At 42.5% G+C, this 26,687-nt stretch carries 25 protein-coding genes and 1 tRNA gene; 16 read left to right on the plus strand and 10 right to left on the minus strand.

Annotated elements, in window-relative coordinates:
• Position 1: 1 nt before the first annotated feature.
• On the minus strand, positions 2–889 hold the full coding sequence (gene era / locus V1L52_RS01040) for a GTPase Era (protein ID WP_428770443.1): 888 nt from the start codon (positions 887–889) through the stop codon (positions 2–4).
• A gap of 161 nt (positions 890–1,050) precedes the next feature.
• On the opposite strand from era, the gene V1L52_RS01045 reads away from it, so the two are divergent.
• Positions 1,051–1,123, plus strand: a tRNA-Thr gene (locus V1L52_RS01045).
• 15 nt (positions 1,124–1,138) lie between these two features.
• On the opposite strand, the gene V1L52_RS01050 is transcribed toward V1L52_RS01045, so the two are convergent.
• Positions 1,139–1,903, minus strand: a complete 765-nt coding sequence (locus V1L52_RS01050) for a DeoR/GlpR family DNA-binding transcription regulator (protein ID WP_428770444.1) — start codon at positions 1,901–1,903, stop codon at positions 1,139–1,141.
• Positions 1,904–2,098: 195 nt separating this feature from the next.
• Between V1L52_RS01050 and V1L52_RS01055 the strand changes: the two genes are divergently transcribed.
• From V1L52_RS01055 to V1L52_RS01090, 8 genes are all read left to right on the plus strand, one after another.
• Complete coding sequence (locus tag V1L52_RS01055; RefSeq protein ID WP_428770445.1) at positions 2,099–3,268, plus strand: SIS domain-containing protein; 1,170 nt, start codon at positions 2,099–2,101, stop codon at positions 3,266–3,268.
• Positions 3,269–3,283: 15 nt separating this feature from the next.
• Positions 3,284–4,567 (plus strand): class II D-tagatose-bisphosphate aldolase non-catalytic subunit, encoded by a 1,284-nt coding sequence (locus V1L52_RS01060; protein ID WP_428770446.1) that lies wholly within the window; start codon positions 3,284–3,286, stop codon positions 4,565–4,567.
• Between the two features lie 50 nt (positions 4,568–4,617).
• Entirely contained in the window at positions 4,618–5,874 is a 1,257-nt protein-coding gene (locus V1L52_RS01065) for an ABC transporter substrate-binding protein (RefSeq protein WP_428770447.1), read from the plus strand.
• Positions 5,875–5,923: 49 nt separating this feature from the next.
• Positions 5,924–6,811 (plus strand): carbohydrate ABC transporter permease, encoded by an 888-nt coding sequence (locus V1L52_RS01070; protein WP_428770448.1) that lies wholly within the window; start codon positions 5,924–5,926, stop codon positions 6,809–6,811.
• Complete coding sequence (locus V1L52_RS01075) at positions 6,804–7,637, plus strand: carbohydrate ABC transporter permease (RefSeq protein WP_428770449.1); 834 nt, start codon at positions 6,804–6,806, stop codon at positions 7,635–7,637. The genes V1L52_RS01070 and V1L52_RS01075 overlap by 8 nt, the downstream gene beginning before the upstream one ends.
• Before the next feature lie 75 nt (positions 7,638–7,712).
• Positions 7,713–9,038: an alpha-galactosidase gene (gene melA, locus V1L52_RS01080; RefSeq protein ID WP_428770450.1), complete on the plus strand. Its 1,326-nt coding sequence runs from the start codon at positions 7,713–7,715 to the stop codon at positions 9,036–9,038.
• Positions 9,035–9,988: a carbohydrate kinase family protein gene (locus V1L52_RS01085; RefSeq protein WP_428770451.1), complete on the plus strand. Its 954-nt coding sequence runs from the start codon at positions 9,035–9,037 to the stop codon at positions 9,986–9,988. The genes melA and V1L52_RS01085 overlap by 4 nt, the downstream gene beginning before the upstream one ends.
• On the plus strand, positions 9,985–11,442 hold the full coding sequence (locus V1L52_RS01090; RefSeq protein WP_428770452.1) for a hypothetical protein: 1,458 nt from the start codon (positions 9,985–9,987) through the stop codon (positions 11,440–11,442). The genes V1L52_RS01085 and V1L52_RS01090 overlap by 4 nt, the downstream gene beginning before the upstream one ends.
• Positions 11,443–11,464: 22 nt before the next feature.
• Here the strand turns inward: V1L52_RS01090 and V1L52_RS01095 are convergent, their stop codons facing one another.
• The 3 genes from V1L52_RS01095 to V1L52_RS01105 are packed head-to-tail and all read right to left on the minus strand — an operon-like array spanning position 11,465 to position 14,126.
• Positions 11,465–12,202: a lysophospholipid acyltransferase family protein gene (locus tag V1L52_RS01095; protein WP_428770453.1), complete on the minus strand. Its 738-nt coding sequence runs from the start codon at positions 12,200–12,202 to the stop codon at positions 11,465–11,467.
• Positions 12,202–13,362: a glycosyltransferase gene (locus V1L52_RS01100; RefSeq protein WP_428770454.1), complete on the minus strand. Its 1,161-nt coding sequence runs from the start codon at positions 13,360–13,362 to the stop codon at positions 12,202–12,204. Before V1L52_RS01100 ends, V1L52_RS01095 begins: the two co-directional genes overlap by 1 nt.
• The gene (locus tag V1L52_RS01105) at positions 13,359–14,126 is read right to left on the minus strand and encodes a hypothetical protein (RefSeq protein WP_428770455.1); all 768 of its coding nucleotides are present in this window, start codon (positions 14,124–14,126) and stop codon (positions 13,359–13,361) included. The genes V1L52_RS01100 and V1L52_RS01105 overlap by 4 nt, the downstream gene beginning before the upstream one ends.
• A 146-nt stretch (positions 14,127–14,272) precedes the next feature.
• Between V1L52_RS01105 and purH the strand changes: the two genes are divergently transcribed.
• The 6 genes from purH to V1L52_RS01135 all read left to right on the plus strand — a co-directional run bounded on the left by purH (position 14,273) and on the right by V1L52_RS01135 (position 19,951).
• Positions 14,273–15,871, plus strand: coding sequence for a bifunctional phosphoribosylaminoimidazolecarboxamide formyltransferase/IMP cyclohydrolase (gene purH / locus V1L52_RS01110; RefSeq protein ID WP_428770456.1), 1,599 nt, complete (start codon positions 14,273–14,275; stop codon positions 15,869–15,871).
• A 124-nt stretch (positions 15,872–15,995) separates the two neighbouring features.
• Positions 15,996–17,192, plus strand: coding sequence for a THUMP domain-containing class I SAM-dependent RNA methyltransferase (locus V1L52_RS01115; protein WP_428770457.1), 1,197 nt, complete (start codon positions 15,996–15,998; stop codon positions 17,190–17,192).
• 11 nt (positions 17,193–17,203) lie between these two features.
• Positions 17,204–17,800, plus strand: a complete 597-nt coding sequence (locus V1L52_RS01120; RefSeq protein WP_428770458.1) for a TetR/AcrR family transcriptional regulator — start codon at positions 17,204–17,206, stop codon at positions 17,798–17,800.
• Between the two features lie 9 nt (positions 17,801–17,809).
• Positions 17,810–18,397, plus strand: coding sequence for a hypothetical protein (locus tag V1L52_RS01125; RefSeq protein ID WP_428770459.1), 588 nt, complete (start codon positions 17,810–17,812; stop codon positions 18,395–18,397).
• A 93-nt stretch (positions 18,398–18,490) separates the two neighbouring features.
• Positions 18,491–19,066: a hypothetical protein gene (locus tag V1L52_RS01130; protein WP_428770460.1), complete on the plus strand. Its 576-nt coding sequence runs from the start codon at positions 18,491–18,493 to the stop codon at positions 19,064–19,066.
• Between the two features lie 648 nt (positions 19,067–19,714).
• Entirely contained in the window at positions 19,715–19,951 is a 237-nt protein-coding gene (locus V1L52_RS01135; protein WP_428770461.1) for a hypothetical protein, read from the plus strand.
• Here V1L52_RS01135 and V1L52_RS01140 read toward each other — a convergent pair.
• The 4 genes from V1L52_RS01140 to V1L52_RS01155 form a co-directional block, all read right to left on the minus strand.
• A complete protein-coding gene (locus tag V1L52_RS01140) occupies positions 19,915–20,979 on the minus strand; it encodes a ribonucleotide-diphosphate reductase subunit beta (protein WP_428771840.1) in 1,065 nt (354 codons plus the stop codon). The genes V1L52_RS01135 and V1L52_RS01140 overlap by 37 nt on opposite strands.
• A 123-nt stretch (positions 20,980–21,102) precedes the next feature.
• Positions 21,103–22,251 carry a glycerate kinase family protein gene (locus tag V1L52_RS01145; protein WP_428770462.1) on the minus strand — a complete coding sequence of 383 codons (1,149 nt, stop codon included), beginning with the start codon at positions 22,249–22,251 and terminating at the stop codon, positions 21,103–21,105.
• Between the two features lie 140 nt (positions 22,252–22,391).
• On the minus strand, positions 22,392–23,747 hold the full coding sequence (locus V1L52_RS01150) for a GntP family permease (protein ID WP_428770463.1): 1,356 nt from the start codon (positions 23,745–23,747) through the stop codon (positions 22,392–22,394).
• A 198-nt stretch (positions 23,748–23,945) separates the two neighbouring features.
• On the minus strand, positions 23,946–25,142 hold the full coding sequence (locus V1L52_RS01155) for a CdaR family transcriptional regulator (protein WP_428770464.1): 1,197 nt from the start codon (positions 25,140–25,142) through the stop codon (positions 23,946–23,948).
• An 84-nt stretch (positions 25,143–25,226) separates the two neighbouring features.
• Between V1L52_RS01155 and V1L52_RS01160 the strand changes: the two genes are divergently transcribed.
• On the plus strand, positions 25,227–26,288 hold the full coding sequence (locus tag V1L52_RS01160) for an FAD:protein FMN transferase (RefSeq protein ID WP_428770465.1): 1,062 nt from the start codon (positions 25,227–25,229) through the stop codon (positions 26,286–26,288).
• Here V1L52_RS01160 and V1L52_RS01165 read toward each other — a convergent pair.
• Positions 26,285–26,593, minus strand: a complete 309-nt coding sequence (locus V1L52_RS01165) for an isoamylase early set domain-containing protein (RefSeq protein ID WP_428770466.1) — start codon at positions 26,591–26,593, stop codon at positions 26,285–26,287. The two genes, V1L52_RS01160 and V1L52_RS01165, sit on opposite strands and share 4 nt — an antisense overlap.
• Between the last annotated feature and the right edge of the window lie 94 nt (positions 26,594–26,687).

The following is a 26,687-nucleotide window of genomic DNA, read 5'->3' on the forward strand; positions in this document are numbered from 1 at the left end:
CCTACTTCAATATCCTCGTCAGCACGGCGTCTTTTTGGCGCCAGTTTTTGTTTACCTTCACCTGCAAGTCCAAGTCGATACGGTAATCGAAGATGCGGCGCAAAGCCTTTATAGATTCGACGCGGATACTTTTGATTAAAGAAGCTCCTTTACCGATAACCATGCCCTTTTGACTTTCGCGCTCCACAACCAAAAAAGCGCGTACCCACAGTTCTTTACCGTCTTTACGGCTTTCCATATCGGCGATTTCCACATACACGGCGTGCGGCAGTTCGTCGCGCAGACGGTTGACCGCCTGTTCGCGGATAACTTCGGCAATGCGGAAATCGACTTCCTGATCGGTGTAGTATTCTTCGGGATAGAGCGCTTCTCCTTCGGGGGCAAGGGCATAGAGGGCCGACAATACCGCGTCGATTCCTTCGCCGGTTTTTGCCGAAATATCGAAAATTCTTCCCGCGTCCACGGCCGGGAATTGTCGTGCGGCGAAAAGCCTGCATAAGCCGCTTTTTGCATCCGGGCTGTCGATTTTATTTACCGCAATGACCAGTTTTGAAGCAAAGGGGACTAAAAGGGAAGCGATGAGTTCTTCTTCGCTTCCGGCTTCGCGGGTCGAATCCAACACGTACAAGAGAATGTCGGCGTCTTCCAAATTTTCTTCGGCTATGCTTTTAAGCTTGAGGTTTAATTTTTTGTCGGATTTATGATAGCCGGGTGTGTCGATAAAAATAAGCTGTCCTTCCGGACGGTTTACGATGCCGCGCACGGCTTTGCGTGTTGTCTGCGGCCAGGGCGACACGATGGAAATTTTTTCTTTTCCTGCGGCATTTAAAAAACTGGATTTTCCGGCGGAGGGCCTGCCGATTATTGCAACTACAGCTGATTTACTCATAAAGCCAGTATAGCCGAAAAAACGGCAGCCGTCTATGACGCCTGTTGTCTATGCGTCATGTACATTCTTGTGCTTGACCCGACTGCCGTTTTCCGTTATAATGGTCTTTCAAGTATAAATCGTTGAGGCCGGTTTCCGTGCCGTCTTGCGTTTTAGAATTCGCCAACTTAGCTCACTTGGCAGAGCAGCTCATTCGTAATGAGCAGGTACAGGGTTCGATTCCCTGAGTTGGCTTTATCATAACAGTTTCTAATCATACTCCGCAACAATAACTCTCAAACCGGTTTGTTCAAGAGCTTCTTTTTGGGAATCCGATACACCTCTATCCGTAATAAGAGTATTGATGTTTGATAAAGGAGTAATCAAAGCAGGGGCAACTTTTCCGATCTTTGTATGATCTGCAACGACCCAGGTTTCCTTTGCATGATTTATGTATAACGACGCTGTATGTGCTTCTGCAATAGTGTAAGTCGAAATCCCCTGTGTAATAGATATACCGTCAATTCCTATGAGTGCTATATCAAGATGAAATTTGGCTATCATTTCATCGGCCGCATATCCGATCAATTCATATGAACGCGGACGTAAAGTACCGCCGGTTACAATCACATCAGATATATTTGAAGAAACAAGTTCCATTGCTATATTAATGGCATTTGTTACTATTGATATTTTTTTTTCTTTTATAGCCTGAACAACATTCATTACAGTAGTTCCTCCTGTACAGCCTATAACGGAACCTTCAGGAATAAGAGCTGCAGTAGTTATTCCTATTTCTCTTTTCTCTTTTTCAGAGATAGAAATTTTTGAAAAAAATGGTTGTTCTTTTTCAGATGAAATCGTCACGGCGCCGCCGTGAATTCTTTTTAGAACACCCTCCATCTCAAGTGTATGAAGGTCACGCCGTACAGTTGCTCGCGATACATTCAACAAAGAACATATTTCATCGGCATCAACTATGCCGTTTTTCAGCAATTGAAATTTTATTTCTTCAAATCTTTTTTCACGTATCATACCCTTTCCTTTTAGATAATGTTTTAAAACCCTTCTTTTCACTATAGTATATATAAAAAAATCGTATTGAGGAAGTACAAAAGTATATATAAATAACATTTTCTTTGCTTATAATAAACAAAAAAACACATAATAATAAAAAAATACTTGACAAACGCTCAAAATAATGTATTATATTCATAAAAGGAGTCAAAAATGAGCAATAAAATGAGCGAAATTGAAGTTTTGTTGGAGAAACCTCAAAAAATCCAAAAAGAACTCGGCTACACCAATACGGCTAAAGAGATAATGGGACAGCCGGAGCGATGGTTGGAAACGCTTACTATAATACAAAAACACTTTGAAGACTTAGCGGGCTTTGTGGGAAAAGATCCTGTCTTATTGCTTTCCGGAGCCGGTAGTTCTCATTATGTAAGTCTTTCGATTCAGCCGGCACTGAAAAAAGTATTTAACTATGTTAATGCCATACCGTCAACTGAAATTCTGATGGATCCTCAATCGTGTTTTCCGCGTGTACCGTTTATACTTGTTTCATTTGCACGATCGGGTAACAGTCCTGAGGGTAATGCCGTTTCAGAGCTTGCCGAAAAACTGCGCCCGGGGTTGGTAAAACAAATTGCCTTTACTTGTAATCAAAACGGAAAACTGGTTTCGTTAATAAACAATTGTAAAGATAAAGGACTGGTAATTCTATTGCCGGAAAAAACAAATGATAAAAGCCTCGCAATGACATCTTCTTTTTCGAGCATGGTTATAGCGGGCATGGCATTGGCATATTTACAAAAAGAAAAACGTACGGAATATGCAAGCCTTGTCCAAAGCATGGCAAAAACTGCTCAGAAGATTTTACCGCAAACAGCCGATTTGGCTTATACCCTATCGCTTAAAAAACATAAAAGAGTATTTTTTGTTGCATCACGACCGTTTTTCGGCGGTGCAATGGAAAGTCACTTGAAAATACAGGAGTTATCAGGGGGAAGTGTTATAGCAAAGGCGGAAGATTTATTAGGAATCAGGCACGGCTTTATGGCGGCAATAGATAAAACATCTTTAGTCCTTATTTTCAGGTCGGCTGACAAACAGCGGCAGTTATACGAAGATGATTTAATCAACGAAATTTGTACTAAAAAACTGGGTAAAACAATTGTTGTTATATCGGATAATGAATACCAAAATGCGGACAAAATACAGGTTTTTGTATGCGGTACTGCCGTTAACGATGATTTTCGTTCCGTAATCGTAACATTGTTCGGACAGCTTTTAGGTTTTTTTATATCTTTAGCACACAGCCTGAAACCGGACGCCCCTTCTCCGGACGGTGTAATTAATCGAGTTGTACAAGGCGTAACGATACATGACAACTAAATAAGAGAGGAAAAAATGGATATTTTTAAAAACCTTATTGAAACAAAACACACAAAAAAAGCATGCGGTCTTTATTCCGTTTGTTCATCTCATCCGGCCGTTTTGGATGCGGCTTTTATGCGTGCGGCAAAAAGTAAACATCCGGTTTTAATTGAAGCAACGGCAAACCAGGTAAATCAATACGGCGGTTATACGGGTATGACTCCTGAAGATTTCGGAGAAAATCTACGGCAGCGTTCCAAACGTTTCGGGGTAAGCGAAGAACTTTTTATATACGGAGGCGATCACCTTGGGCCTTTTCCTTGGCGTAATAAGAAGGCAGCCGATGCTATGAAAGAAGCTGTTACTATGATAAAAGCTTTTGTTGCAGCCGGAGCTTCAAAGATTCACTTGGATGCAAGCATGCCGCTTGCCGATGATTTTAAAGGAGCCTTGGATCCTGCAATTGCTGCACAGCGAGCTGCGGAACTTTGTTTAGCGGCGGAAGAAGAGTTTGCACACAACAAAAAATTAAAAACACCGCCCGTTTACGTTATCGGCACCGAAGTTCCTATTCCGGGAGGAACCGCCGAACAAGGAAAAAGCACAGCCCCCATTCCGACTAAACCCGAAGATTTTCACGAAACAATCCGATTGCATAAAGAAGCTTTTGCCTGTAAAAGGCTTACTGCGGCATGGTCCAGAGTAATTGCGGCGGTTGTACAGCCGGGTGTAGAATTCGGTGCAATGCATGTATATCCGTACCGCAGAAAACCTGCAAAAGAACTTATGAGTGCACTGCACGATTACCCTTCCCTTGTGTTTGAAGGGCATTCAACCGACTATCAACAGGAACAATGCTTACGTATGCTGGTTGAAGACGGCGTTGCGATTCTAAAAGTCGGCCCCGGCCTTACCTTTGCAATGCGTGAAGCCTTATTCGGCCTGGCATATATCGACATGGAATTATCCGGTAATTCCGGTAAGCCAGATCTCATTATCACGCTTGAAAAAACAATGGAATTCTTTCCAGACTCGTGGAAAGACTATTATAATGAAGATAACCGTGTTGAAATGTTGTTCGGTTATTCAGACCGAGTACGATACTATTGGGATAACCCTATAGTGATGTCGTCCGTTCGCAAATTGATGGAATCACTTTCACACAAAAAGATTCCCGTACAGTTAATCTCACAGTATATCCCGCATTTAGAACCTGCATTTTTTTCATCAAGTACAAATATACGGGAAATTCCTTCAGCCGTTATTGATTCGGAATTAAAAAAATATGAAAGAGCCTGTTTGCCCAGCTCTGTTTAAATGGCATATAAACATTAATATTCATCAGATATTATTTTAAGGAGGAAAAAATGAAAAAAAAGATTTGTAAAGGGCTGTGTGTTTTATTAATATGCAGCATAGGATTGATGACTGGTTGTAAAAGAAGTACCGGGAGTGACAAAAAAATCAAAGTATTAAACTGGGGAACTGAATCGGAAGGATCGGTTTGGGTAGAACTCGCTAAGTCTTTTACGGAGAAAACGGGTATTCAAGTTGATGTTGAAACAGCGGAATGGTCAGTATATTGGGACAAAATCAACACCCTGTATGCGGCAGGAACTCCCCCTGAAGTTTTTGCAATGGATGCTCCTCTTTTTATGGATTGGTATTCACGAGGAGCTTTATTTTCTTTGCAAAATTTCTTGGATACGGATACTGAAGTTCTTAATGCGCTTTATCCGATAACGCTCAATGCATATAAAACGGATAAAGGGTTTTTCGGGCTGCCTCGAGATTTTCAGACAATCACTTTATTTTATAACAAAGATATGTTCGATCAGGCGGGACAGCCTTATCCCGATGAAACATGGACATGGGAAGATTTAAGTATAGCCGCAAAAAAACTTACTATCAAAGACCCAAACGGCTACTACACCCAATGGGGATTTGCTCCCGACCTATGGGATATAGAACTGTTGATGAGCAGCCTGGCTTGGAGTTACGGCGGAACAATTTTAAGTCCGGATTACAAAAAAACGACAATTGCTGACAATATGGAACCGTGGCGGCTGATCTCAAAAATGATTACTGTCGATAGATCCATTCCCGATATGGATACACAAGCACAATATGGCGGCGATTTATTTTATGCGGGAAAAGCCGCAATGACACCGATGGGGCATTGGTCTGTTCCGCTTTATTCATCTTGCAGCTTCAAATGGGATGTAGTACCAATGCCCAAGGGCCCTGCAGGAAGAGCTACCAGTGTCAATTCGGCAGGTTTTGTAATTGCAAAAAACTGTAAAAATCCGGAAGCAGGATGGCAATGGATTAAGTACGTTTTGTCGGAAGAAGGTCAATCAAAGCTGGCCGCATTGGGATTCGCGGTTCCCGCCCGCAAAGATATCGCTCAAAGCGATGTTTTCCTCAACCAGGCGGTAAAAATAAATCATCAAATTTTTATCGATGCCCTTGAGTATGCCCGCCCAAAACCCGTATTTAAAGGTTATGATGCATGGTCAAACGCTTTCGGTAATGCTTTGGCGGCAATCTACGAAACGGATGATATCGAGACGGTTATGAAAACAGCCGTATCGGATGCCGACGAAACCCTCGCAGGACAGTAAAAATAATCGAACCGGCGTTCTGCCGGTTCAAAAGCGGAGTGTATGTTTTATGAAAGGCAAACTGAGACTTATGGGCAATGATAAATACTGGATTCTTATTATGCTGCTTCCCACATTCTTCGGCCTGCTAATTGGCACACTGGGTTCGCTTGCTGCCTCAATATTCCTTTCCTTTACTGCATGGGATAATGTGAATCATCCGATTTGGATTGGATGGGAAAACTATAAAAAATGTTTTACCGATCCGCAATTCTTTAACAGCATAATAAATACGGTTCGTTTTGCCTGCCTTTATGTTCCAAGCTGTATAATTTTATCGTTATGTGTTGCCATACTTTTAAACAGGACGCATCGTGCACAGGGCTTTTTGCGGGCAGCATTTTTCTTTCCTTCGTTAACTTCTTCCGTTGCTGTCGCCATGATTTTTACGTGGATATATGCAAAAGATCAAGGACTCCTAAACAGACTTATTACATATCTAGGTTTTAAACCCGTTGTATGGCTGGGTAAAGAGCATATTTTGTATTCCGTAACATTGGCAAATGTATGGGGAGCGTTGGGCGAAGGCATGATTATTTTTCTTGCGGCTTTACAATCCGTTCCCCATGCATATTATGAAGCCGCTACCGTTGACGGAGCAAGCCCTTTAAAAAAATTACTTCATATTACCATTCCATGCATATCGCCGGCAATTTTTTTCCAAGTCATTATCACTACAGTTAACGCCTTGCAAGCCTTTGAATATATCTATATGCTAACCCGACGAACACAAGGTGAATCGATTATGACAACGACGGTGTATCTCATTTATCGCAATGGGTTCCGATGGTTTAACATGGGATTAGCCAGCGCTCAAGCAATCCTTCTTTCAATAGTTATAATTATCTTTATGCTTATTTATTTTAATCTCGAACAAAAGTTGGTATTTTATGAATAATGAACATTTCAAAACCTGTAAGAATTTTTTTCTTATATTATTTTTTGCTTTTAATCTTATTGTTTGTGCCGGTCCTTTTCTTTGGATGGTATCGACATCTTTTAAAATGCCGGCAGATCAGTTTTCAAAAGCATTAATCCCGTCGCCGATAACACTGGAGAATTATAAGCGTTTATTTATTTCAACCCCTTATCTGTTTCAGCAAGTATTCAATTCTTTTGAGATTGCGGCATTGACAACCCTTGGACAAATTCTAACATGTGGTATGGCAGGATTCGCATTTGAGCTTTTTAAATTTCGTGGGAAAAAGATACTTTTCGCATTGTTGCTCGCAACTTTTATTATTCCTCCTCAAGTAACCTTAATTCCTAATTTTATTATTTTTTCAAAACTGCATATGGTTGGGAGCAAACTCCCTCTTTGGATAACAGCTTTTATGGGAGGAGCTTTCGGAACATTCTTTATGCGGCAATATTTTACCAGTATACCTGTGGAATTGGCAGAAGCTGCACGTATCGACGGAGCGCCCCTTCCGTTTATCTTCAGTAGAATTTATTTACCCTTGGCAAAGCCGGCAATATCGGCTTTGTCGATATTGATTTTTTCCGGTTCTTGGAATGAACTCATACGAGCACTCATTTATTTACCAAGCGACAGAAAACACACAACTTTAACAGTCGGCCTTTCACTATATCAAGCCGAATTCTCCGGTCAATGGAGTTTTTTAATGGCATGTACGGTAACATCGATATTACCCATTTTTATATTATTTCTCTTTGTTCAAAAACAAATAATTGAAAGTGCCATTCTCACCGGGTTAAAATGATAATGAAAAAAAACAAATTCTGTGTCATATCGGAAGAAATATTTTATATATAAGTTTTTTAATAGGAGAAGTAGTATGAAAAAAATTACTTTTATCGGTGCGGGAAGTTTAGGGTTTACGCGAGAATTGGTTCGTGATATTTTGACCTTTCCACTGTTGGAAGATTCCTTAATTCATTTGATGGATATAGATCCCGAACGTTTGGAGTTTTCATTTAAAGCGATACAGCGCATCATAGAACTTGGAAAATATCCGGCACAAGTTCGTGCAACACTTGACCGTAAAGAGGCCCTTGAAGGAGCGGATGTCGTTTTGTGTACTATTTTGTCCGGCTCAACCGATGTTTGGCGCTACGACATTGAAATTCCCGCAAAATATGGAGTAGATATTTGCGTTGGCGATACGCGAGGCCCTTCCGGTATTTTTCGTTTTCTTCGTACGGCACCGGCGATGACAGAAATCGCGAAAGATATGGAAACAATCTGTCCGGATGCGGTTTTGCTTAATTATACAAATCCTATGGCAATGCTGTGTAATTATCTTCAAAAAACTTCATCTGTTACCGTAACGGGACTTTGCCATTCTGTCCAAGGAACGGCACAAATGTTGGCAGAATGGATAGGGGCGCCGTATAATGAAATAGATTATACCTGCGCAGGTATAAATCATCAAGCATGGTATCTTGATTTCAAATGGAAAGGAAAAGACGCATACCCGCTAATAAAAAAAGCTTTGAAAAAACCCGAAATTCTTGCAGCGGAACCCGTACGTAACGAAATGTTTAAAGCTTTTGATTACTACGTTACCGAATCAAGCGGCCATAATTCGGAATATAATCCCTGGTTTAGAAAACGAAAAGATTTAATTGAAAAATACTGTATACATGGAACAAATTGGAACCCGGGAGAACATGCATATATTTTAAAAGAATATCAAAAAAATGAAGCCACATGGAAAGACGAAGCAAAATCATGGTTTGCAAAAGACGGCCCTATAGAACTCGAACGAGGAGAAGAATACGCCGCATGGATTATCAATGCCCTTGCCGGAGGCGATCCGTTTAAATTTAACGGCAACGTACAAAATAAAGGCTACATTACAAACTTGCCTGACAATGTATGTGTTGAAGTTCCTGTGTATGTCGACCGTTCAGGATTTTATCCGCTCAGTGTGGGGGCGCTGCCACCATCGTGCGTAATGCTAACCGGCACTTCTTCCCGAATTGAAGAAAATGCGGTTCTTGCTTGCATTACTGGCGATGCAAAATTGATATACCAAGCAATTGCACACGATCCGCTTACTTCTGCAGTATTGTCTTTGGAAGAAATTCGTGATATGACACGCGAAATGTTTAAGAAAAATGAAGCATATTTACCACAGTTTAAAGAGATCGATATATGAAAACTACTAAACACAACGTTTTATTTTTAGGTGATGTCAATATCGATATTTCTTTTTCCGGGTTGGAGACTCCCATTGTTACTGATTGTGAAGTTTTTTGTGCCAATTTTTCAAAAACGCTGGGGGGATCCACTTGTCTTGCCTCCGCCGTTTTTGCACGTTTAGGAGGAAATGCCGGTTTGTGTGGTCTTATCGGAGAAGATGAAAACGGAAGATTTATAAAAAACGAACTTTCACAATTGAGAATTGATACATCACTTCTTCAAAGCCGAAAGAAAATCTCAACAGGAGTTACCGTAAACCTTATCTACGGACGAGAACGTTCACAAGTAACCTATAGAGGGGCATTGAGTGCATTTAATAATGTCTCGCATGCATTAAAAGCATTAAATCGATTTTCCCATGTACACATTTCCGGACCGTACGGAATGCCTTCTTTTTTTCCACACATAGACAAACTATTGCAAAGTATAAAAAAAGAAGGGAAAACGGTATCTATAGACACTCAATGGGATCCATCTGAACAATGGATGTATTTGGACAGTTGGCTTGCAAAAACAGATTATTTCTTTATAAATAAAAACGAAGCTTTATCCATTACAAAAACGCGCGATATACAAAAAGCATATGCTATTCTTGTGTCAAAAACACCTATGCCAATAATCAAACTTGGTAACGGAGGTGTTATTGTTGAAAATAAAATATATCCGGCATATGATGTTCCTGTTGTCGACACAACTGGTGCGGGAGATGCTTTCGCCGCCGGATTTTTATTCGCCGTCATTCAGCTTAACCTGCCGTATTCAGAAGCGGCACGTTTTGCATCGGCAGCCGCAGCTATTGCATGCACATATACCGGTAATAATAATAAGAAAATGAATATGAAAGCGGTTAAAGAACTATATACAAAAAAATTGGAGGCGCATCCTATAGAGGTGAAATGTAAATGAATGTTATCTTTCCGCGAGCTTTTGCCTTTGCTGTAGACGATTTGGGATGGAATTATGGCAGCAATATACATTTACAAACAAAACGTGGACCGTTTCGTCTGGGTGTAGAGCGAAAAATGAAACTCGACGATTACAAAGTTCTTGTTCAAGTCGGCAAATCGGTAGGTGTACGTATTCAAGGTCTATTTGTTTTATGTGAAATGGACAGAGAAAATATATGCGCTAAATATCCTACAACAACCATGTTCGGCACAAAATGGAATAACACAAAAAACGTCAACGACGAGCAAATAGAAATAATGAACTATGTAAAAAAACAAGCTGCCTACCTTGAATTCGGCTTACACGGAGTCGGACATGAATACTGGGACGCAGAAGGACATTTAAAACGCTCCGAGTGGTATGATATTGAAAGTCATAAACCTATACCCGAAAGAGAAATAATAAATCATATTGCCTGTTTTAAAGAAATTATGGCACAATACGGTTTAACAAAAAAAAACGGTCATTCTTTTCCGCGCAGTTTTGTACCTTGCGCATATAGCTACTGGTGGAATCCGTACAACAAGCTTAGCCTTGGAAAATTTTTATCGGAACAGGGAGTAAAATATGCTAATACGGATTTTGATGCAATTAGAGAACTTAATCCTCCGCAAGGAAATAATGGTGGAGGGTTTGACCACGGGGTACATGTAATAAACAGAATAAACTACGGTAATGAATGGCCTGCATTTGCCTCTTTGCCGACAATACCGCTGAAAAAACAACAATCGGATATTATCGAATCACATTGGGCAAATTGGTTAACTGAAGACAGTTCTTTGCAAAAAGAACTTATCCACAGCTTTATTGACTATTATAATGCAGTGGGGCAAAGTGAAGATCGGTATCCGGCGAAAAATACGGAACAATTGCACTCACAATGGCTATATAAAAAATATACACATATAGATCAAACACAAACTGAATATTTATCTATTGATAACAGGGCTATGCCTTTTGAAGCATATACAAATAATATGCTCGGTAATATGGTTTTAAAAATTCCTCTAAAAAAAGGAATGCACATTTGTACGGCATCGATAAACAATATGCCCATTGCCGCTTATCTTGAACAATACGGTGCGGCATTTTTATACCTCCCGAGATTAGAAAGAAAAAAATATGTTTTAAAATATTGCATTTCTTCGAATAAAATGCCATTTTATATAATCAATGACGGAACATACACGGTGTATTCAGTGATGTCAGCTGAAAAAAAAACAGTAATAGCTCTTATGATGTATGGAACTCAAACGCTAAAAATAAAATGTATAAAGCCAAAATCAATATACGTAGATACAGATGGAATAACTATTCTTGACCAAAAGTATAAAAAAGATTGTAGTATATTGGAGCTACAGCTTAAAGCCCATGATATTCAAGGCAATAGTGGAAATATTATTTTAAATTAACCTTATATCCGTTAAACGGCTTTTAGGCGCCTTCTCCGACGACCCGGGGCATTGCTCCCTTGTAAAACCGGCGGCTTCCTCCGCGCCTGTTTATTTCATCCTGAATAAGGGTTCTTACGTGTTCGGCAAAACGGCGTACCGCTTTAAGGTTTACCTTACCCGTGCCGCGGCTTTTACACTCAAAGCTGTCCGGATAGACCGGATCCAAAACATAGAGGCGGACAAGCGGCTTTTTCCCCGATTTGTTGGGAAGAAAAACCGTTGCAAGCGGAATAACGGGAATATCAAGTTCGGCTGCAACCATAAAGGCTCCCGGATGAAAAGGAAACACGTCTTGATTGCGTATATAGCACTCGCCTTCGGGATAAAAGTGTACAAAGGGCCGCCAGCTCAATCCCTTGGCGCATTCTTTCGGTAAATTAAACATGGAACGTATATCGGGAGGAACGGGTACGCCGCCTAAAAGACGGCACAGGGTTCCCAGGCAGGGCACAAGAACGACGCTTTCCAAAAGGGTGTGAAAGGAACGGCGGGGGAAAACGGCTGCCGACATTAAAACGGGATCCAAAAAAGTAGTATGATTCGATACCAAAACGGCATTTTTACAGGCTTTTAATTTGGAACGTCCTGTAATGCGCGAGCGGTAAAAAGCGTAATATACGCCGTAAGCGACAATCATAAGAGGGTAGAACGTGAGTGTCGAAGCGGTTTTGAAAAACCGTGACGAATCGATGAGGGGGCGGCCTTTTTTGTAGGGCATCAGTGCACAATCCTTCCCTTCCATTCATAGCCCTTCCCGAAAACGGAACGGTACCATGAAATGACGGCAATATATAATAGATTTAAAAACATAAGCGGATATATAAAAGCGTATCTGCGTCTCATACGGCGGGTTTTACACACAACGGCCCATGTTCCGCCTACCGAAAGTACGTGAACCCAAAGCGCGGCAAGCTCAAAACCGAGCGGTTTTCCCGAAGCAGCCGCATATACGCTTAAGCCGACGGCGAGAAAGGGCGGCATTGCCAAAAAAATCAAAATGCCGATTACCGCAGATACAAGAATAATATTGTTTTTGCCGATAAAGTCAAAGATATTTTTACTTATGCCGTTAATGCAGCTTTTCCATGAAGTGTACATACGGCACATAGCCGCTTCTTTTAAATCCAAAAAAACGGTTTTGTAGCCGTGAGCTTTCATTTCGCGGGCAAGAGAAACATCCTCCGTTGTACGGTTTTTTACCAAGTCAAAACCGCCGCATTTTTCGAAGGAATCTTTTTTAACGCAAATATATTGGCCTATTGCAACCGCAAGAATAGGCGATTTTCCCCACTTACATACCCACATCGGCAATATAAAACCGCTTAATAAAGACAGCAGGGGAATGCTGATTTTTTCTCCCAAGGTTTTTGCTTTTTGGGCAATATAGCCGGATAAAAAATCAACCTTATGGTAAAGCATGTTCGTAACGGCGACGGATACCGAACGCGAAGAATGAACCGTATCCGCATCGGTAAAAAGCATAAACTCCCCGCGGGCTTCGGCACACAGCTGTTTCATCGCAAAGACCTTTCCCCGCCAATCGGGGGGGAGGGGCTTTCCCGAAAATACCCGTAACCGGCCGGGGTACATCTTTTGAAGTTTTTGCAAAAGTTCGTGTGTGCGGTCGGTGGAGTTGTCGTCCAAAACCAAAACCTCATAGTTTTTATAGCTTTGGTGCATAAGCGATTCTACACAGGGTTCAATGTGAATCTCTTCATTCCGGGCGGGAATCAAAACGGATACAAGCGGCCCGTCCGTTATATCCGCACCCTTTGTTTCACGGGCCATCCACAGGGCATTGATAACCGCCAAACCGAAAAAATAAGCACCTAAACCGATAAGAATCCAGTAAAATGCAGTAAGTACAAACGCCGTCATAGGCTCTGTTCCTTTGTTTCCGCTTGTTTTTTTAAGTCAAGAGCAAAAAAATTTGAAGGATAAACCGCTAATGCTTTTTCTATCCATTCCAAAGCGTCTTTATATTTTTCCAGCTGAATATACGCATAGGCAATCGCACTCGTTATATTGAAGGTGTCGTCGTTTTCAAGTTTAATACCGGGGATTTCCAAAATACGTTTCATTTCTTTTATCCCTTTACGGTGATTGTGGAAGGGGCTGGGAGCATACACATGGCGGGCATGGAGTAAGTGCATTGCCGCGCCGTTTTTCGGGTCCGCATCGATAACCTGTTGTGCAAGTTTTCCGACTTTCAAACCGTTTGACATGGCATAGGATACGGGTTTTACGGCGCAGTTTTGGGATATGTTTTCACCCTGTATAAGCAGGGCTTCCGGCCCTTCTTTGATACTCAAAGCCTTTTGAATCGTTTCCAGCGCCCTGTCGTAATAAAAACCCGCTTTCTCCTTGTTTTGAGCATAGCCGTAACTTCTTCCCATATAATAATCACAGCGTGCCGATGCGACGTATAAGTCGTAGTCCGAAAGCGAAGAGGCGATATCCTGCATTGTTTTTTCGTACAGCTGTAACAATTCATCGTGATTTAAGGGATTGTTGTACATTGCGTCCCGAAAAACCGCAAGAGAGGCAAGCGGAAGATTTGTCTGTACATTTTGAGCGGACAAACCTGCGCAGAATGTACAAAATAAGACAACATAAATAAAAAGTGTACGACTTTGTTTCATTATTTCACTATACAGTCTGACAGAAAAAAAGACAAGTGTCAAGTGAATAAAGGGCCGAATTTATTTTAAATTTTTATTCCGCTTTATATAAATCCCGATTTATGATATAATACGGCTTGTCTAAAATCAATTATACGGGACGGACTATGAAAAAAAGAGCTCTTATAAGCGTATTCGATAAAAACGGTATTGCCGATTTATGTACCTTTTTACATCAACACGATTGGGAAATCGTTTCCACCGGCGGAACGGCTTCTTATCTTAAAGACAAGGGCCTTCCCGTAACGGATGTCAGCTCGATAACGGGATTTCCCGAATGTTTGGACGGCCGGGTAAAAACCCTGCATCCTGCCGTTCATGCGGGCCTTTTGGCACGGCGTTCCGATACGGCTCACATGGATACAATTGCCGAATTGAACATAACGCCGATAGACCTTGTATGTGTAAACCTCTATCCCTTTTTTGAAAAGGTTAAGGCAGGCCTTAGCTTTGACGAAACGATTGAATTTATCGATATAGGCGGCCCGTCCATGCTGCGTTCGGCGGCGAAAAACTTTAAAGACGTAATAGTGTTGACCGACCCTGCCGACTATGAAGCGGTGCGTTCTTGTTTGGAAACGGGCGAAGTCGATTTTGATTTGCGGCGCGCGTTGGCGGCAAAGGTGTTTAACTTGACGTCGGCTTACGATGCGGCGATAGCGCGTTTTATGCTTGATTCCTCCGTTTCCGCGGCCGGGCAAAATAAAGAAAACGCGGCTAAAACCGAAAGCCTTTCCGTTTTTCCGTCCTATTATACCGTCCCCCTCGTTAAAAAACAGGAACTGCGCTACGGCGAAAACGCTCACCAAAAGGCCGCCCTCTATGTGGAAGCGGACAAAGCGGGAAGCTTTGCTTCGATGGAACAGCTGCAGGGCAAAGAACTTTCTTACAATAATATGCGCGACTTGGATGTCGCATGGAAGGCCGTATGCGCATACAACCGCTATGTGGAAAACAAAAGCTTTTTTGTCGTTGCCCTTAAACACAATACCCCCTGCGGAGCCGCCTCCGGAAAGTCGCTGCTTGAAGCATACGAGCGCGCATTTGACTGCGACCCCGTATCGATATTCGGCGGTATTTTGGGCTGCTCGCACACCGTGGATGCGGCGGCCGCCGAAAAGATGAAAGAATGTTTTTTGGAAGTTATTGCCGCCCCCGATTTTACCGAAGAAGCTTTACAGGTTTTTGCTTCCAAAAAGAATTTGCGCTTAATCCGTATGAAAGCACAAGCGCAGTCCCGTTTTGAAAGCGTATCGGTTGACGGCGGCCTTTTGGTGCAAAGCGCGGATACGGGCTTATTCGATTCGTGGAATGTCGTTACAAAGGCGCAGCCGAAAGAAAGCCATAAAGCCGATGCGGTTTTCGGCATGACGGTTGCGATGTTTGCAAAATCGAACGCCATTGTCGTTGTAAAGGACGCCGCCGCCGTCGGTATAGGCTGCGGACAAACAAACCGCATTTGGGCGACAAAACAGGCCTTGGAGCGCGCAAAAGAGGTAACCGATAAGGCGGGAACTGCGCAGGCCGAAGTGCTTATAAGCGACGCTTTTTTTCCGTTCGGCGACTGTGTGGAAAAGGCCGCCGAATTCGGCATAAAAACAATCATCCAGCCCGGCGGTTCCGTCCGCGACGCCGAATCGATTGAAGCCGCCGACAGGCTCGGTATTGCAATGGTGTTTACGGGCAGGCGCCACTTTAAGCACTAGGTTTGTTTAAATACCGGTGTTAAACCGATTCCGCCGTTTTGCAGCGAGTGTATGCCGCTCATTTTGGACTTTGAGTAAAAATACATAATTGCGAAATTCGTAAAGATGTGTTATACTGAATATAATGACAACACTTGCAGCTTTATGCGCTATCGGGACGGAAAAGATTCTTGCAAACGAAATTAAAAAACTCGGCTTTACAACCTGTGGAAAGGAAACGGGCCGGGTGCTTTTTTTGTGCCCCGAAGATGAATTGTTTACGCCGAACCTCTGTCTGCGTACAGCCGACCGGATTTACCTTCAAGCCGGAGCCTTTACGGCCGAAGATTTCGATGCTCTGTTTGAAGGCGTATATGCCGTTGATTGGCAGGATTTTTTTTACAAAGACGTAAAACTTCGTATAGATAAGGTCCGCCTTCACGGAGGAAGGCTGACTTCCGAACACAGCGTCCAATCGATTGTTCATAAGGCGATTTGCAAAAAGCTGGGCGCGGCATGGCATATGGAAGTGCTGCCCGAAAGCGGCTGTCAAGCGGACATACGCGTATATATCGAAAAAAACAAAGCTTCAATTTTGCTCGATTTATCGGGCGCTCCTTTAAACCGCAGAGGCTACCGAAAAGACGGGGGAACGGCTCCCATACGGGAAACGCTTGCGGCATCATTACTCCAATTTATGTACTGGAAACGTAAAACACCCTTCCACGATCCTTTTTGCGGCTCGGGAACCATTGCTATAGAAGCCGCCCTCTATGCGTACAATATCGCCCCCGGGTTCGGCCGCCGCTTTGCCTTGGAAAACCTCGCTTTTTTTGACAATGCCCGAGCCGATGAAATACGAAAGCGCGAGGCTGCCAAAATCCGCCCCGATGTACAGGCCCGCATTACCGGAACCGATATAGACCCCGAAGCGGTGGAGCGCTCGCGCGCAAATGCCGAACGAGCCTGCGTTACTGCCGGCAGGGCCTTGCAGCTTATCGGAAGTGATCAGCGTATAGCGCGCCCCCAGTTCGACTGTGCGGATTTCACCGATATAAAGGCCCCCTATGAAAGCGGCGTGATTATCGCAAATCCGCCCTACGGAGAAAGGCTCAACAGCGGGGATGAAATCGAAGCATTGTACAAAAAGATGAATTCCCTGTTTACCGATTTTGTAAATTGGGATATGGGCTTTATTACCGCATCGAACGAATTTCAAAAATATATCGGGAAAAATGCACATTCGGTCAAAAATCTTAAAGGCGGCAATTTGGATACGTTTTTTTATATTTATGAAGCTGAAAATAATAAATCCGCCGGCGGAAAAAATGCACACACATAACGGAGGACGATATGGGAATCGTAGTAGACCACGAAGAGCGTAAAAAAGTCATATTGAAAAAAGCTCTTGACGTGATTATTGAAGAAGGCTATGAAGACGCAACCTTTCAAAAAATTGCCGACCGCTGCGGCATTACGCGCACAACCCTGTATATTTATTTTAAAAACAAACGTGAAATTTTTTTATGGAGCATTAAGCAGTTAACCGAAGGTTTGGAAAAATCCTTACAAGTGATTATCAGCGACCCGAACCGCAGCTGTAAAGAACGGCTTTTAGCCGTTCTCGAAGGTATTGTACACGGATGCATAGAAAACCGCCAGCTTTTTCAAGTTATCTTGGCTTATCTTATTCAAATACAAAAAACGGGTAAAAATCCCGGAGACCGCGTACGCCGCCGCATTGTGCGACTGCGTCACTTGCTTTCCACCCTTTTAATTGAAGGCAAAAAAAACGGAGAGTTCAAGCCCATAAACGTAAAAGCCGCCAACGAAATGTTTTACTCCCTTATCGAATCGGCTATCTTCCGCCTTGCCATCCTCGACCAAAAAACCGTAGACGAAATGCTGTGCTCCCTGCAATTGGCTGTTGAGGGAATAAGCAGAGAATAGGAGGAAAAAATGAAACAAATATTGAGGGTTGTTCTTTTTATTGCCTTGCTTTTAATACAGGCGGTATTTGCACAAGAAACGGTTAAGGTTGAAAAACTTGCATTCCAAATTTATGGGCAAGACCATCTGATCAGTCTTCCTTTGCCTGATTACTGGACAGTAGATATGAATGTTGCTCATAAAAACAATTTTAACGGTTTTTTCTATATAAAAGATAAAGGGGTTAACGGTTCGCCCGCATATATTTTTGTCAATTTATACGGAAAAGAGGCGGGTAAAAGTTTTGATCAATTCGTAATAGATATGGTTGAATCGTTAAGAAATTATCAGCCGAAATATAATGTTGAGAAAGTTCTATCCCAAAAGTTCTCAACGCAAATGAATGCTTGGAATGCGGAAATCTATGATGTACGTATAAAAACAGGTACCGGACATTATCAAAAGATTGCATATATGAAATGCGAAAATAAATATTATCTTGAAATATACATAGATTGTTATGAAGATACAAATAAAGATAATGATAAATATATCCGGGATTTTTTGGAATGCATTCACGATATTGAATATTTGAATATTCAACTGAAAAAGAGTTGAAAATATCTAATGTAAGTTCTGAAATTATCTTGAAAAGTTTATTTATGAACCGTATAATGTCATGAAAATAGAGTGCGCGAGGGGAATTTTATTATGAAAACATTAAAACCGCTAATAGAAGATTTTTGTAAAGAAATAAAAGAAAAAGAAGAAATTATTTATAGCGAATTCAGTTTACAGCACGAACTGGGCATGTTTTTGAGAAAGAAATTACAAAATTGTAAAGTAGAATTTGAGAGAAATGTTACACTGTCTGTATTGAATTTTGGAATGGAACAAACATGTAAAAAAGAGATGGATATTGTTGTTTATACTCTTGATGGCAGAGAAAAATATGCTATTGAAGTAAAGTATCCCTGCAATAAACAATATCCTGAGCAAATGTTTTCGTTTATAAAAGATATTAAGTTTATGGAAGAATTACAAGAAAGAGGAGCTGATCGTACATATTGTTTATGTGTGGTCGATGATCCTTGTTTTTATTCTTCCGGTAGAAAAAAAGAGGGGATTTATTCTTATTTCAGATGCGGTAATGAAATTACTGGAAAAATTACCAAACCGACTGGTAAAAAAGATGAGTCTTTTGAAATAAAAGGAAAATACAAAATAGTCTGGAAAGAATTGGATGATATCCGCCATTATTATTTAATCGAAATACAGAAATTATGATCAATTTTTTTTATCATAGGGTGTATTTCTTTGTTTATTTCTATCAGTATGAATGTATTAATTCAAATATTTGAAATACATGAAAACAACAGTTTCAATGCAAAATTATTTATCAAGATATTTAAAGTAAATTTTATCATTACGCAACAATTATTGATGAGCGGGGTAGTGATTCTTGTGAGTTTAATAAGTTTCAAACTATTTGTACTTCAAAGTAATTTTACTGAAATGTCTTTATATCTATTTATCGTTTTAATGGGGGGGGGCAATTTACAAGGTATAAATCTTATTTCGTGATTTGCAAAGGGTATATTTTCAAGTCATTTTTTTCTTATTTAAAGAACTGATAAATGATAACTGTGTTTTATTCAATACTGTTTTTAAAATATTGATTTTTGCAATAGCAGCAGTTATTGTCTTTTTAACTAATTTGTCATTAATAAGTAAAGTAGATTTATTCATTGGCACACAATTAGAAACGCATGTAACTACTCTAAATTATGCTTTTATTACATTGATAGCTTTTGACTAATTATTTGAAACTATAAAATATATACCCAAAACAATACAAAGAATAGTAAATAAGCATTTTCAATGAAACTGATTTTAGTATTGTTTTGAACATGATTGTGTAATTGATGAGATTGAATGGTTATCAAGGAAAGAATAAAATCATCTAATACGGCCTACGAATATTTCCATGTTCAAGAATATGAAGACGGAAGAATTGTACTTGAACCGCGGGAGTTGGTGAAACCCTTTCAAATCTCCGTAAACACTCTTTCGATGATGGACTCTTCTATAGCGAACTTCAAAGAAGGGCGTGTTTCCGAGCCTCTTGACCCCTCTTACAAGTCGTCTACCAGGGCCGTGGACTTTGCGTAAGCGGTTGATTTTGCTTCAAAAAAGTCGGTTTTAATGAGGTTTGCATTGCTGTACTGACTTATCCATGCGGTTGCGCTCGGTTCTTCTTCATGTCCCTCGTATATCGGGGCGAACTTTAAGTTTGCACAGCGCAGGTTTGCAAGATATTTTATATAATCGCTTATCATCGTTTTGTTCAGACCCGGAATTTTGTCGCCTATAACGTAGTGCCCCCACTTGATTTCCTGCTCGGCTCCTTCTTTAATCATTGCGCGGTATTCGTCAACAAGTTCGGGGGTGAACAATTCGGGCTCTTCTTTTTGCAGTTCCTGCAAAATCGAGCGGAACAGCCACAGGTGCATGTTTTCGTCGCGGTTGATGTAACGGATTTCCTGTACCGAGCCGCTCATTTTGCCGTTGCGTCCCAAATTATAAAAAAACATAAAGCCCGAATAAAAATAAATGCCTTCCAAAATATAGTTTGCCACTGCGGTGCGCACGAGAGTATAGGGACTTTGATTTTTTTGGAATTCATTGTATAAGCCGCCTATAAAACTGTTGCGCGCAAGAAGATGCTCGTCGTTCTTCCATTGGTACAGGATTTCGCTTCGCTCGGCCGGATTGCAGATTGTGTCGAGCATGTAACCGTAACTTTGCGAATGGATGGCTTCCTGATAGGTTTGAATGGCAAGGCAGAGGTTCACCTCGTTTGCGGTAATATATTCGCCGATTGACGGAAGGTTTGCCGTTTGAATGCTGTCCAAAAAGACTAAAAAAGACAGGGTTTTGTCGTAGCCGGTGCGCTCTTCGGGTGAGAGGCGGCGGTATTCCTGCACGTCGTTTTGCAAATTGATTTCTTCGGGAATCCAAAAGTTGTTCATTGCCTGGCGGTACCAATCGCTTGTCCACGAGTATTTTATGTTGTTAAAGTCGTTCAAATTGGTGGTATTACCGCCTATCATGCGCCGCTTTACGACTTCCGTATCTCCGTCGGCATTAAAAAGCGCTTTTTTAGGTAAATGTCTGTGTATATTGCCGGTATTGCTCATCATTTTCTCCGTTATTTTTATATATCCGCGCGGGGCGGAAACGAGTGTAAAACCGATTATACACAAAAAGGAGCCGAAGGAAAAGGGCGTCCGTCTTAATCTTCAGGCTGTCCGAAATTTCAGTTACACGGCGGCGCGGATAAGGCGTAAAATATCGCGCATTGCTGCGGATAAATCGGCTTCGGCCGTTTTTTTCGCTTCGCTGAAGGGAACGGCGAGGCGGTTTATGCTGAATACTGCGGTAACTCCCGTGTCGTAGGCGGCATCAAGGCCCGCTTCCGCATCGCCTACCACCGCGATAACCGGAACGCCCGCTTTTTTTGCACGGCGTGCAACACCGATAACTACTTTGCCCCGTAAACTTTGGCTGTCTATTTTACCTTCGCCCGTAAAAACAAAGTCGGCTCCCTTGAGTTTTCGGTCAAAATCGGTTGTATCCAAAACCGTTTCTATACCCATCTTTAATTCGGCGCCTAAAAAAGAGAGCATACCGTAGCCCATACCTCCTGCAGCTCCCGCTCCCGGAAAATCGGCTTTATCGATACCGAGGTCTTTTTTTACAATGTCGGACAAGTGTCGTAAGCCCGCATCCAGTTCTTGCACCGCAGTTTCATCGGCACCCTTTTGCGGGCCGAAAATATAGGCGGCTCCGTTTGTTCCGTATAAGGGATTGTCTATATCGCACATTGCCGTAAGGGTACAGCCTTTAAGAAGTTTCAATGCCTTTGAAATATCGATACGCTCTATATTTTTAAGGGTGCCGCCTGCGGGAACAAAGCTTTTTCCGTCCTTGTCGAAAAACTCGACGCCCAGGGCTGCCGCGGCTCCGCAGCCCGCATCGTTTGTGGCGCTGCCGCCCAATCCTATGATGATATTTTTGCAGCCCTTTTGAACGGCATCGGCAATCAGCTGTCCCGCCCCGTAGGTGGTTGTAATACGCGGATTTAATCTTCCGAGAACCAGCGGAAGCCCTGCACATGCGGCCATTTCCACAACGGCCGTTTTTTCGGCACCGGCGGTTTTTGAGTTCAGGATTCCGTAAAAGCCTTCCATATCTTCAAAAAAAGGGTTTTTTACTGTTATGCGGATTTTTTCGCCGCCGACCGCTTCCAAAAAGGCATCGACGCTGCCTTCTCCTCCGTCGGCGACCGGAATGGCGGTCGTTTCGCAGCCCGGAAAAATATCTTCAACGGCCTCTTTCATCAGAGCGCAAATACGTGCGGAACTCATCGTACCTTTAAATGAATCGGGAATAAGCAGAATTTTTTTCACAGCTGAATACCTTCTTTATTTGTTATGACCTGTTATGCCGGTGCGGGATTTCCGACCGGTTCCTGTGCGGGGGGGAGAACCGAGGCTTTTCCGAAATTCAGGTTTCGCAACGCTTTCGGTTCTCCGCAATAACTCGCTGTTTATACAAAAAGAGAAACAATAAAGATACCGATTATAGCCGCAATACCGATAACCAGGGTCATAAGGGTTTGCGTTTTATAACCGTCTTCAGCCTTTAAGCCGCCGAAGTTTGTAACAACCCAAAAGTAGCTGTCGTTTGCGTGGGAAACGGTCATAGCTCCGGCTCCGATTGCCATAACGGTCAGGGCGGACAGGGTAACGCTGTCCAAACCGAGGGGCGCCATAAGGGGGGCCAAAATACCGGCGGTTGTCGTAATGGCAACGGTCGAGGAACCCTGGGCGGATTTCAAAATCGCTGCAAGGAGGAAGGGGAAGAAAATTCCGACCGTTTTAAGAACGGTTGCGTGTTCGGTGATATAGCCGACCAAGCTTGAGGTGGCGATAACCTTTCCCAAAACGCCGCCGGCTGCGGTTACAAACAAAATCGGCCCGACAACCTTTAAAGTTTTGTTTGTCAATTCATAAAAATTTTCCTTTGTTTTTTGGCGGGCAAAGAGACTTACGCCGAATAAAACACCGACCGCCAAGGCGATAATCGGGGTTCCGAGGAATTTCAGAACATCGGCACCGGTTCCGCTCATCTTTGCCATGGAAGCGATTGAAGAAAGAGCCATCAATAAAATCGGAACGACGATGGGAGCAAGGGCGCTGAAACCGTCGGGCAGTTTTCCGTAGCTTGCAACCAATTCTTCATAGGTTTTAACCTTTTCTTCAGATGAGGTTTCTTCGATGGAGGAAACCTTTGTTCCGATATATTTTGAGAAAAAATAACCTGCGATAAGGGGGAAAATCGACACAAGGGCTCCCATACCGATAACGAGTAAGAGGTTGCTGCCGATACCCAGAGTATTTGCGGCGGCAATCGGACCGGGTGTGGGCGGAATAAATACGTGAGAAATGTATAAACCGGCGGAAAGGGCGACCGTCATGGCAACGCTTGAGGTTTTGGTGCGCTGTACAAGGGCTTTGCGGATGGGATTCAGGATAACGAAACCGCTGTCGCAAAATACGGGAATCGAAACGATCCAGCCCATGATAAGGACTGCCAATTCGGGGTTCTTTTTGCCGACCATTTTGACAACCATGTCGGACAGTTTAAGAGCCGCTCCCGTTTTTTCCAAAATCGTACCGATTAAGGCACCCAAAATGATGACGATACCGATACCCGAAAAAGTGCCGCTGAAACCGGCTCCGATTACGGACGGTATTTTTGCCAAGGGGATTCCTGCGGCAAAAGCCAACAATAAGGAAATACCCATAATGGACAAAAAGGGATGGATTTTTAGCTTGGAGATGGCTAAAATCATCAAAACGATAGCAATTACAAATGTAATAATAAGTGCTATACCCTGCATACAAGCCTCCTGTGCAGCAAATTCCTGTCATTAAACAAGGGGTTTTCACTTTTTTAATGACTTTTGTGCCGGGGATAATTGAATGTATTCGGCACTGTTACAGTATAAGGCCGGTTTTTATGTTTTGATATGTTCCCGAGAACAAATTTTATGCCCTTTTTATGTTCCCGGGAACAAAGCCGGTGTGCCGCAGGCGCTTTAATGTTCCAAATCGCGGTAAAAATGTACGGCATTGTAAAAAAGTGAAGAAAATCGAATCGAACGCGGGTCGTATCCGCTTTGTTTTTTCAGCTTATTCAATTGATATTGCAGTGTGTTTTTGTGCATAAACAGCTTTTGGGCCGTTTTTGTCAAAGAACCTTCTTCCTGATAAAAAACATCCAAAATACCTATGCAGCGGCCGATTTCTTTTTCACTGTACGATTTAAAAATACGCGTAATATACTCTTTTTTGACCGGATCGGGAATTTCACTCGAAAAAATCTCCATGTTGATGGTATCGTAAAGGCGCGGCTCTTTGGACGGTGAGCGAAGACAGGTTTTTAAAGCTTTTTCCGCTTTAAGGCGGGCACTGTTTATTAAGCGGTAATCGTCGGTTTTTGCATCCATACCTGCAGCCAGTAAAACGGGATAGCGGGATTCTACGGCGGTACACACGGCTTGAGCCAAATCCAAAAGCTGTTTGTCGCTTCTGCTGCTTACCGCACAGATAAAGACATTGCCGGAAATAAGCATCGCCGCATGGGCTTCGTGCCGTATCATTGTCCCGATTGTTTTCCACGTATTGTCTATATACCGCTGAATATCGGAGGGCCTAAGTTCATTTTCCGCCGTTCCTCCCGTACGGGGCGGTGAAGCGTTTTTTTCGGAATATCCGATTTTTAAAACGGGTTCAAAGATAATGATTCGGCGGGGAACGGTTATATCGATACCGAGGGACTGCCCCTGTGTTTCCAAACGCCGGTCTATCGTTTCCGGAGAACCGTAAAACCATTCGTTTAAAAAGCGGTTTTTTATGCGGGCATCGATGTCGCTTTGCTGTTTATAATATTCATCGCGGATTAAAATTTCGGTCATTTTTTTAAGCATTTGACCGTACTTTACGACTTCGGTATAAGGACCGGTGACCCCGATAACCGCAACGGGTCTGTTCTTAAAACGCACGGCAATATTGGTTCCCGGCAGAGCTCCCCTGTATTCACTGTCGCTGTGAACGGTAATTTCGTTCAGGTTTTCATCGATGATTTTTTTTGCCGCCGCATGAAAGGTGCCCAAACGGACGGGGTCCGTGCTTGCAATAATCGTTCCTTCGGCATCCATCATATTGATTTGCCGTCCGATAATACCGCTTATTTCTTCAACAATAATTTTAGCCGTTTTTATCGATAAAGTCATACCTTATTGTACTTGGGAATATTCGGTTCTGTCAATTTTTTAATACCGCTTTTATAAAAACGTAAAAAAAGGTATAGTGAGAGTATGTACGGATTACTGAAAAAGCGGCGTTTATATAAAGCCGTTCCTCTGTTTTATACACTCCTCTTTTTATCTTTTATTTTTTCCCTTGTCTTTGTCTCATGCGGGCGGAAAAACGAACCTTCGCAAACACGGGTTGTTTTGGGTACGGTATGTACCGTTCAGCTTTTTGAAAAAGGTAAGCCCAAGTACTACGATGCCCTCTTTAACCGCCTGAGCGAAATAGAAGCACATATGAGTGTCAACATTCCTTCTTCCGATATAGCCCGAATCAATACGGCAGCGGGAATTGAACCCGTTGAAGTTCATAGAGATACCTTTGAGGTTGTCAAAGCCGCCCTTGAATTTGCGGCCTTAACCGGCGGAGCCTTTAACCCGGCAGGAGGGGCCCTTGTTCAACTCTGGAATATCGGAAGCGATGCCCCCCATCTTCCTTCCCGGGAAGAAATAGACAGGGTGCTTCCCCTTTGTGATTGGAAGGACCTTGTGTTAACCGAGGGTGAAAAGCCTGCCGTATTTTTAAAACAAAAAGGCTGCGCCCTCGATTTGGGGGCCATTGCAAAAGGATATGCTGCCGATGAACTTGCCCGAATGATTCACAGTTTCGGTATAAAAGGCGCGATTGTCGATTTGGGCGGGAACATCTATGCGGTCGGTGAAAAAACGGGCGGCAATGCGTGGAAGGTGGGGATAAAAAATCCTTTTGATTCCGCGGGCTCTCCCGTTCTTGCGGCGGCTTTAAAAGACTGTTCGGTGGTTACATCCGGCGTGTATGAGCGTTTTTTTGAAAGAGACGGGCGGCGCTACCACCATCTTTTGGACTTTACGGACGGGAAACCTGCCGATAACGGGCTTATGTCGGTAACGATTATTCACCGCTCGTCAATGAGCGCCGATGCTCTTGCGACCGCCGTATTTATAATGGGAAAAGAACGGGGCACTGAATTTTTACGCAGTCAAAACATCAGCGCTCTTTGTATCGACAGGGACAGAGAAATCAGTGCAACCCCCGATTTGGAGGCAGCCCTTGTTTTATTGGACCAAGACTTTAATCTTGTGTTTTAAAGGCAGACAACCGAGTTATTCGCATCGGAAAAGGGTGCGGGAAGATATTTGTCGGCAGCCCAATCGTTTTCCCATGTTTTTCCGTCAATCAAATAACGGAACTGATATTCGCATCCGCTTTCAAGACTTATTTTAACCGAAAACGAGCCGTCTTTGAGCTTTTTCATCGGGGTTTCCGAAGAGCTCCAGTTGTTAAAGTCTCCGCACAGCCATACTTTTTCGGCACCTCTTGCAGCCTCTGCGGAAAGGGAAAAAGTAACCGCACATTTTTTACCGCTTTTGTCGTAACTTTTTTTTAATGCCATAAATCCTCCGTTTTATGCTTGCACTGTTTGAAAATAAACTATACTATGTCGTATGCGTAAATGCACAAAACGTAAAACAGTCTTATTCCGTATT

It is taken from the genome of Treponema sp. HNW (assembly GCF_050320395.1).
Classification (GTDB): Bacteria; Spirochaetota; Spirochaetia; order Treponematales; family Treponemataceae; genus Treponema_C.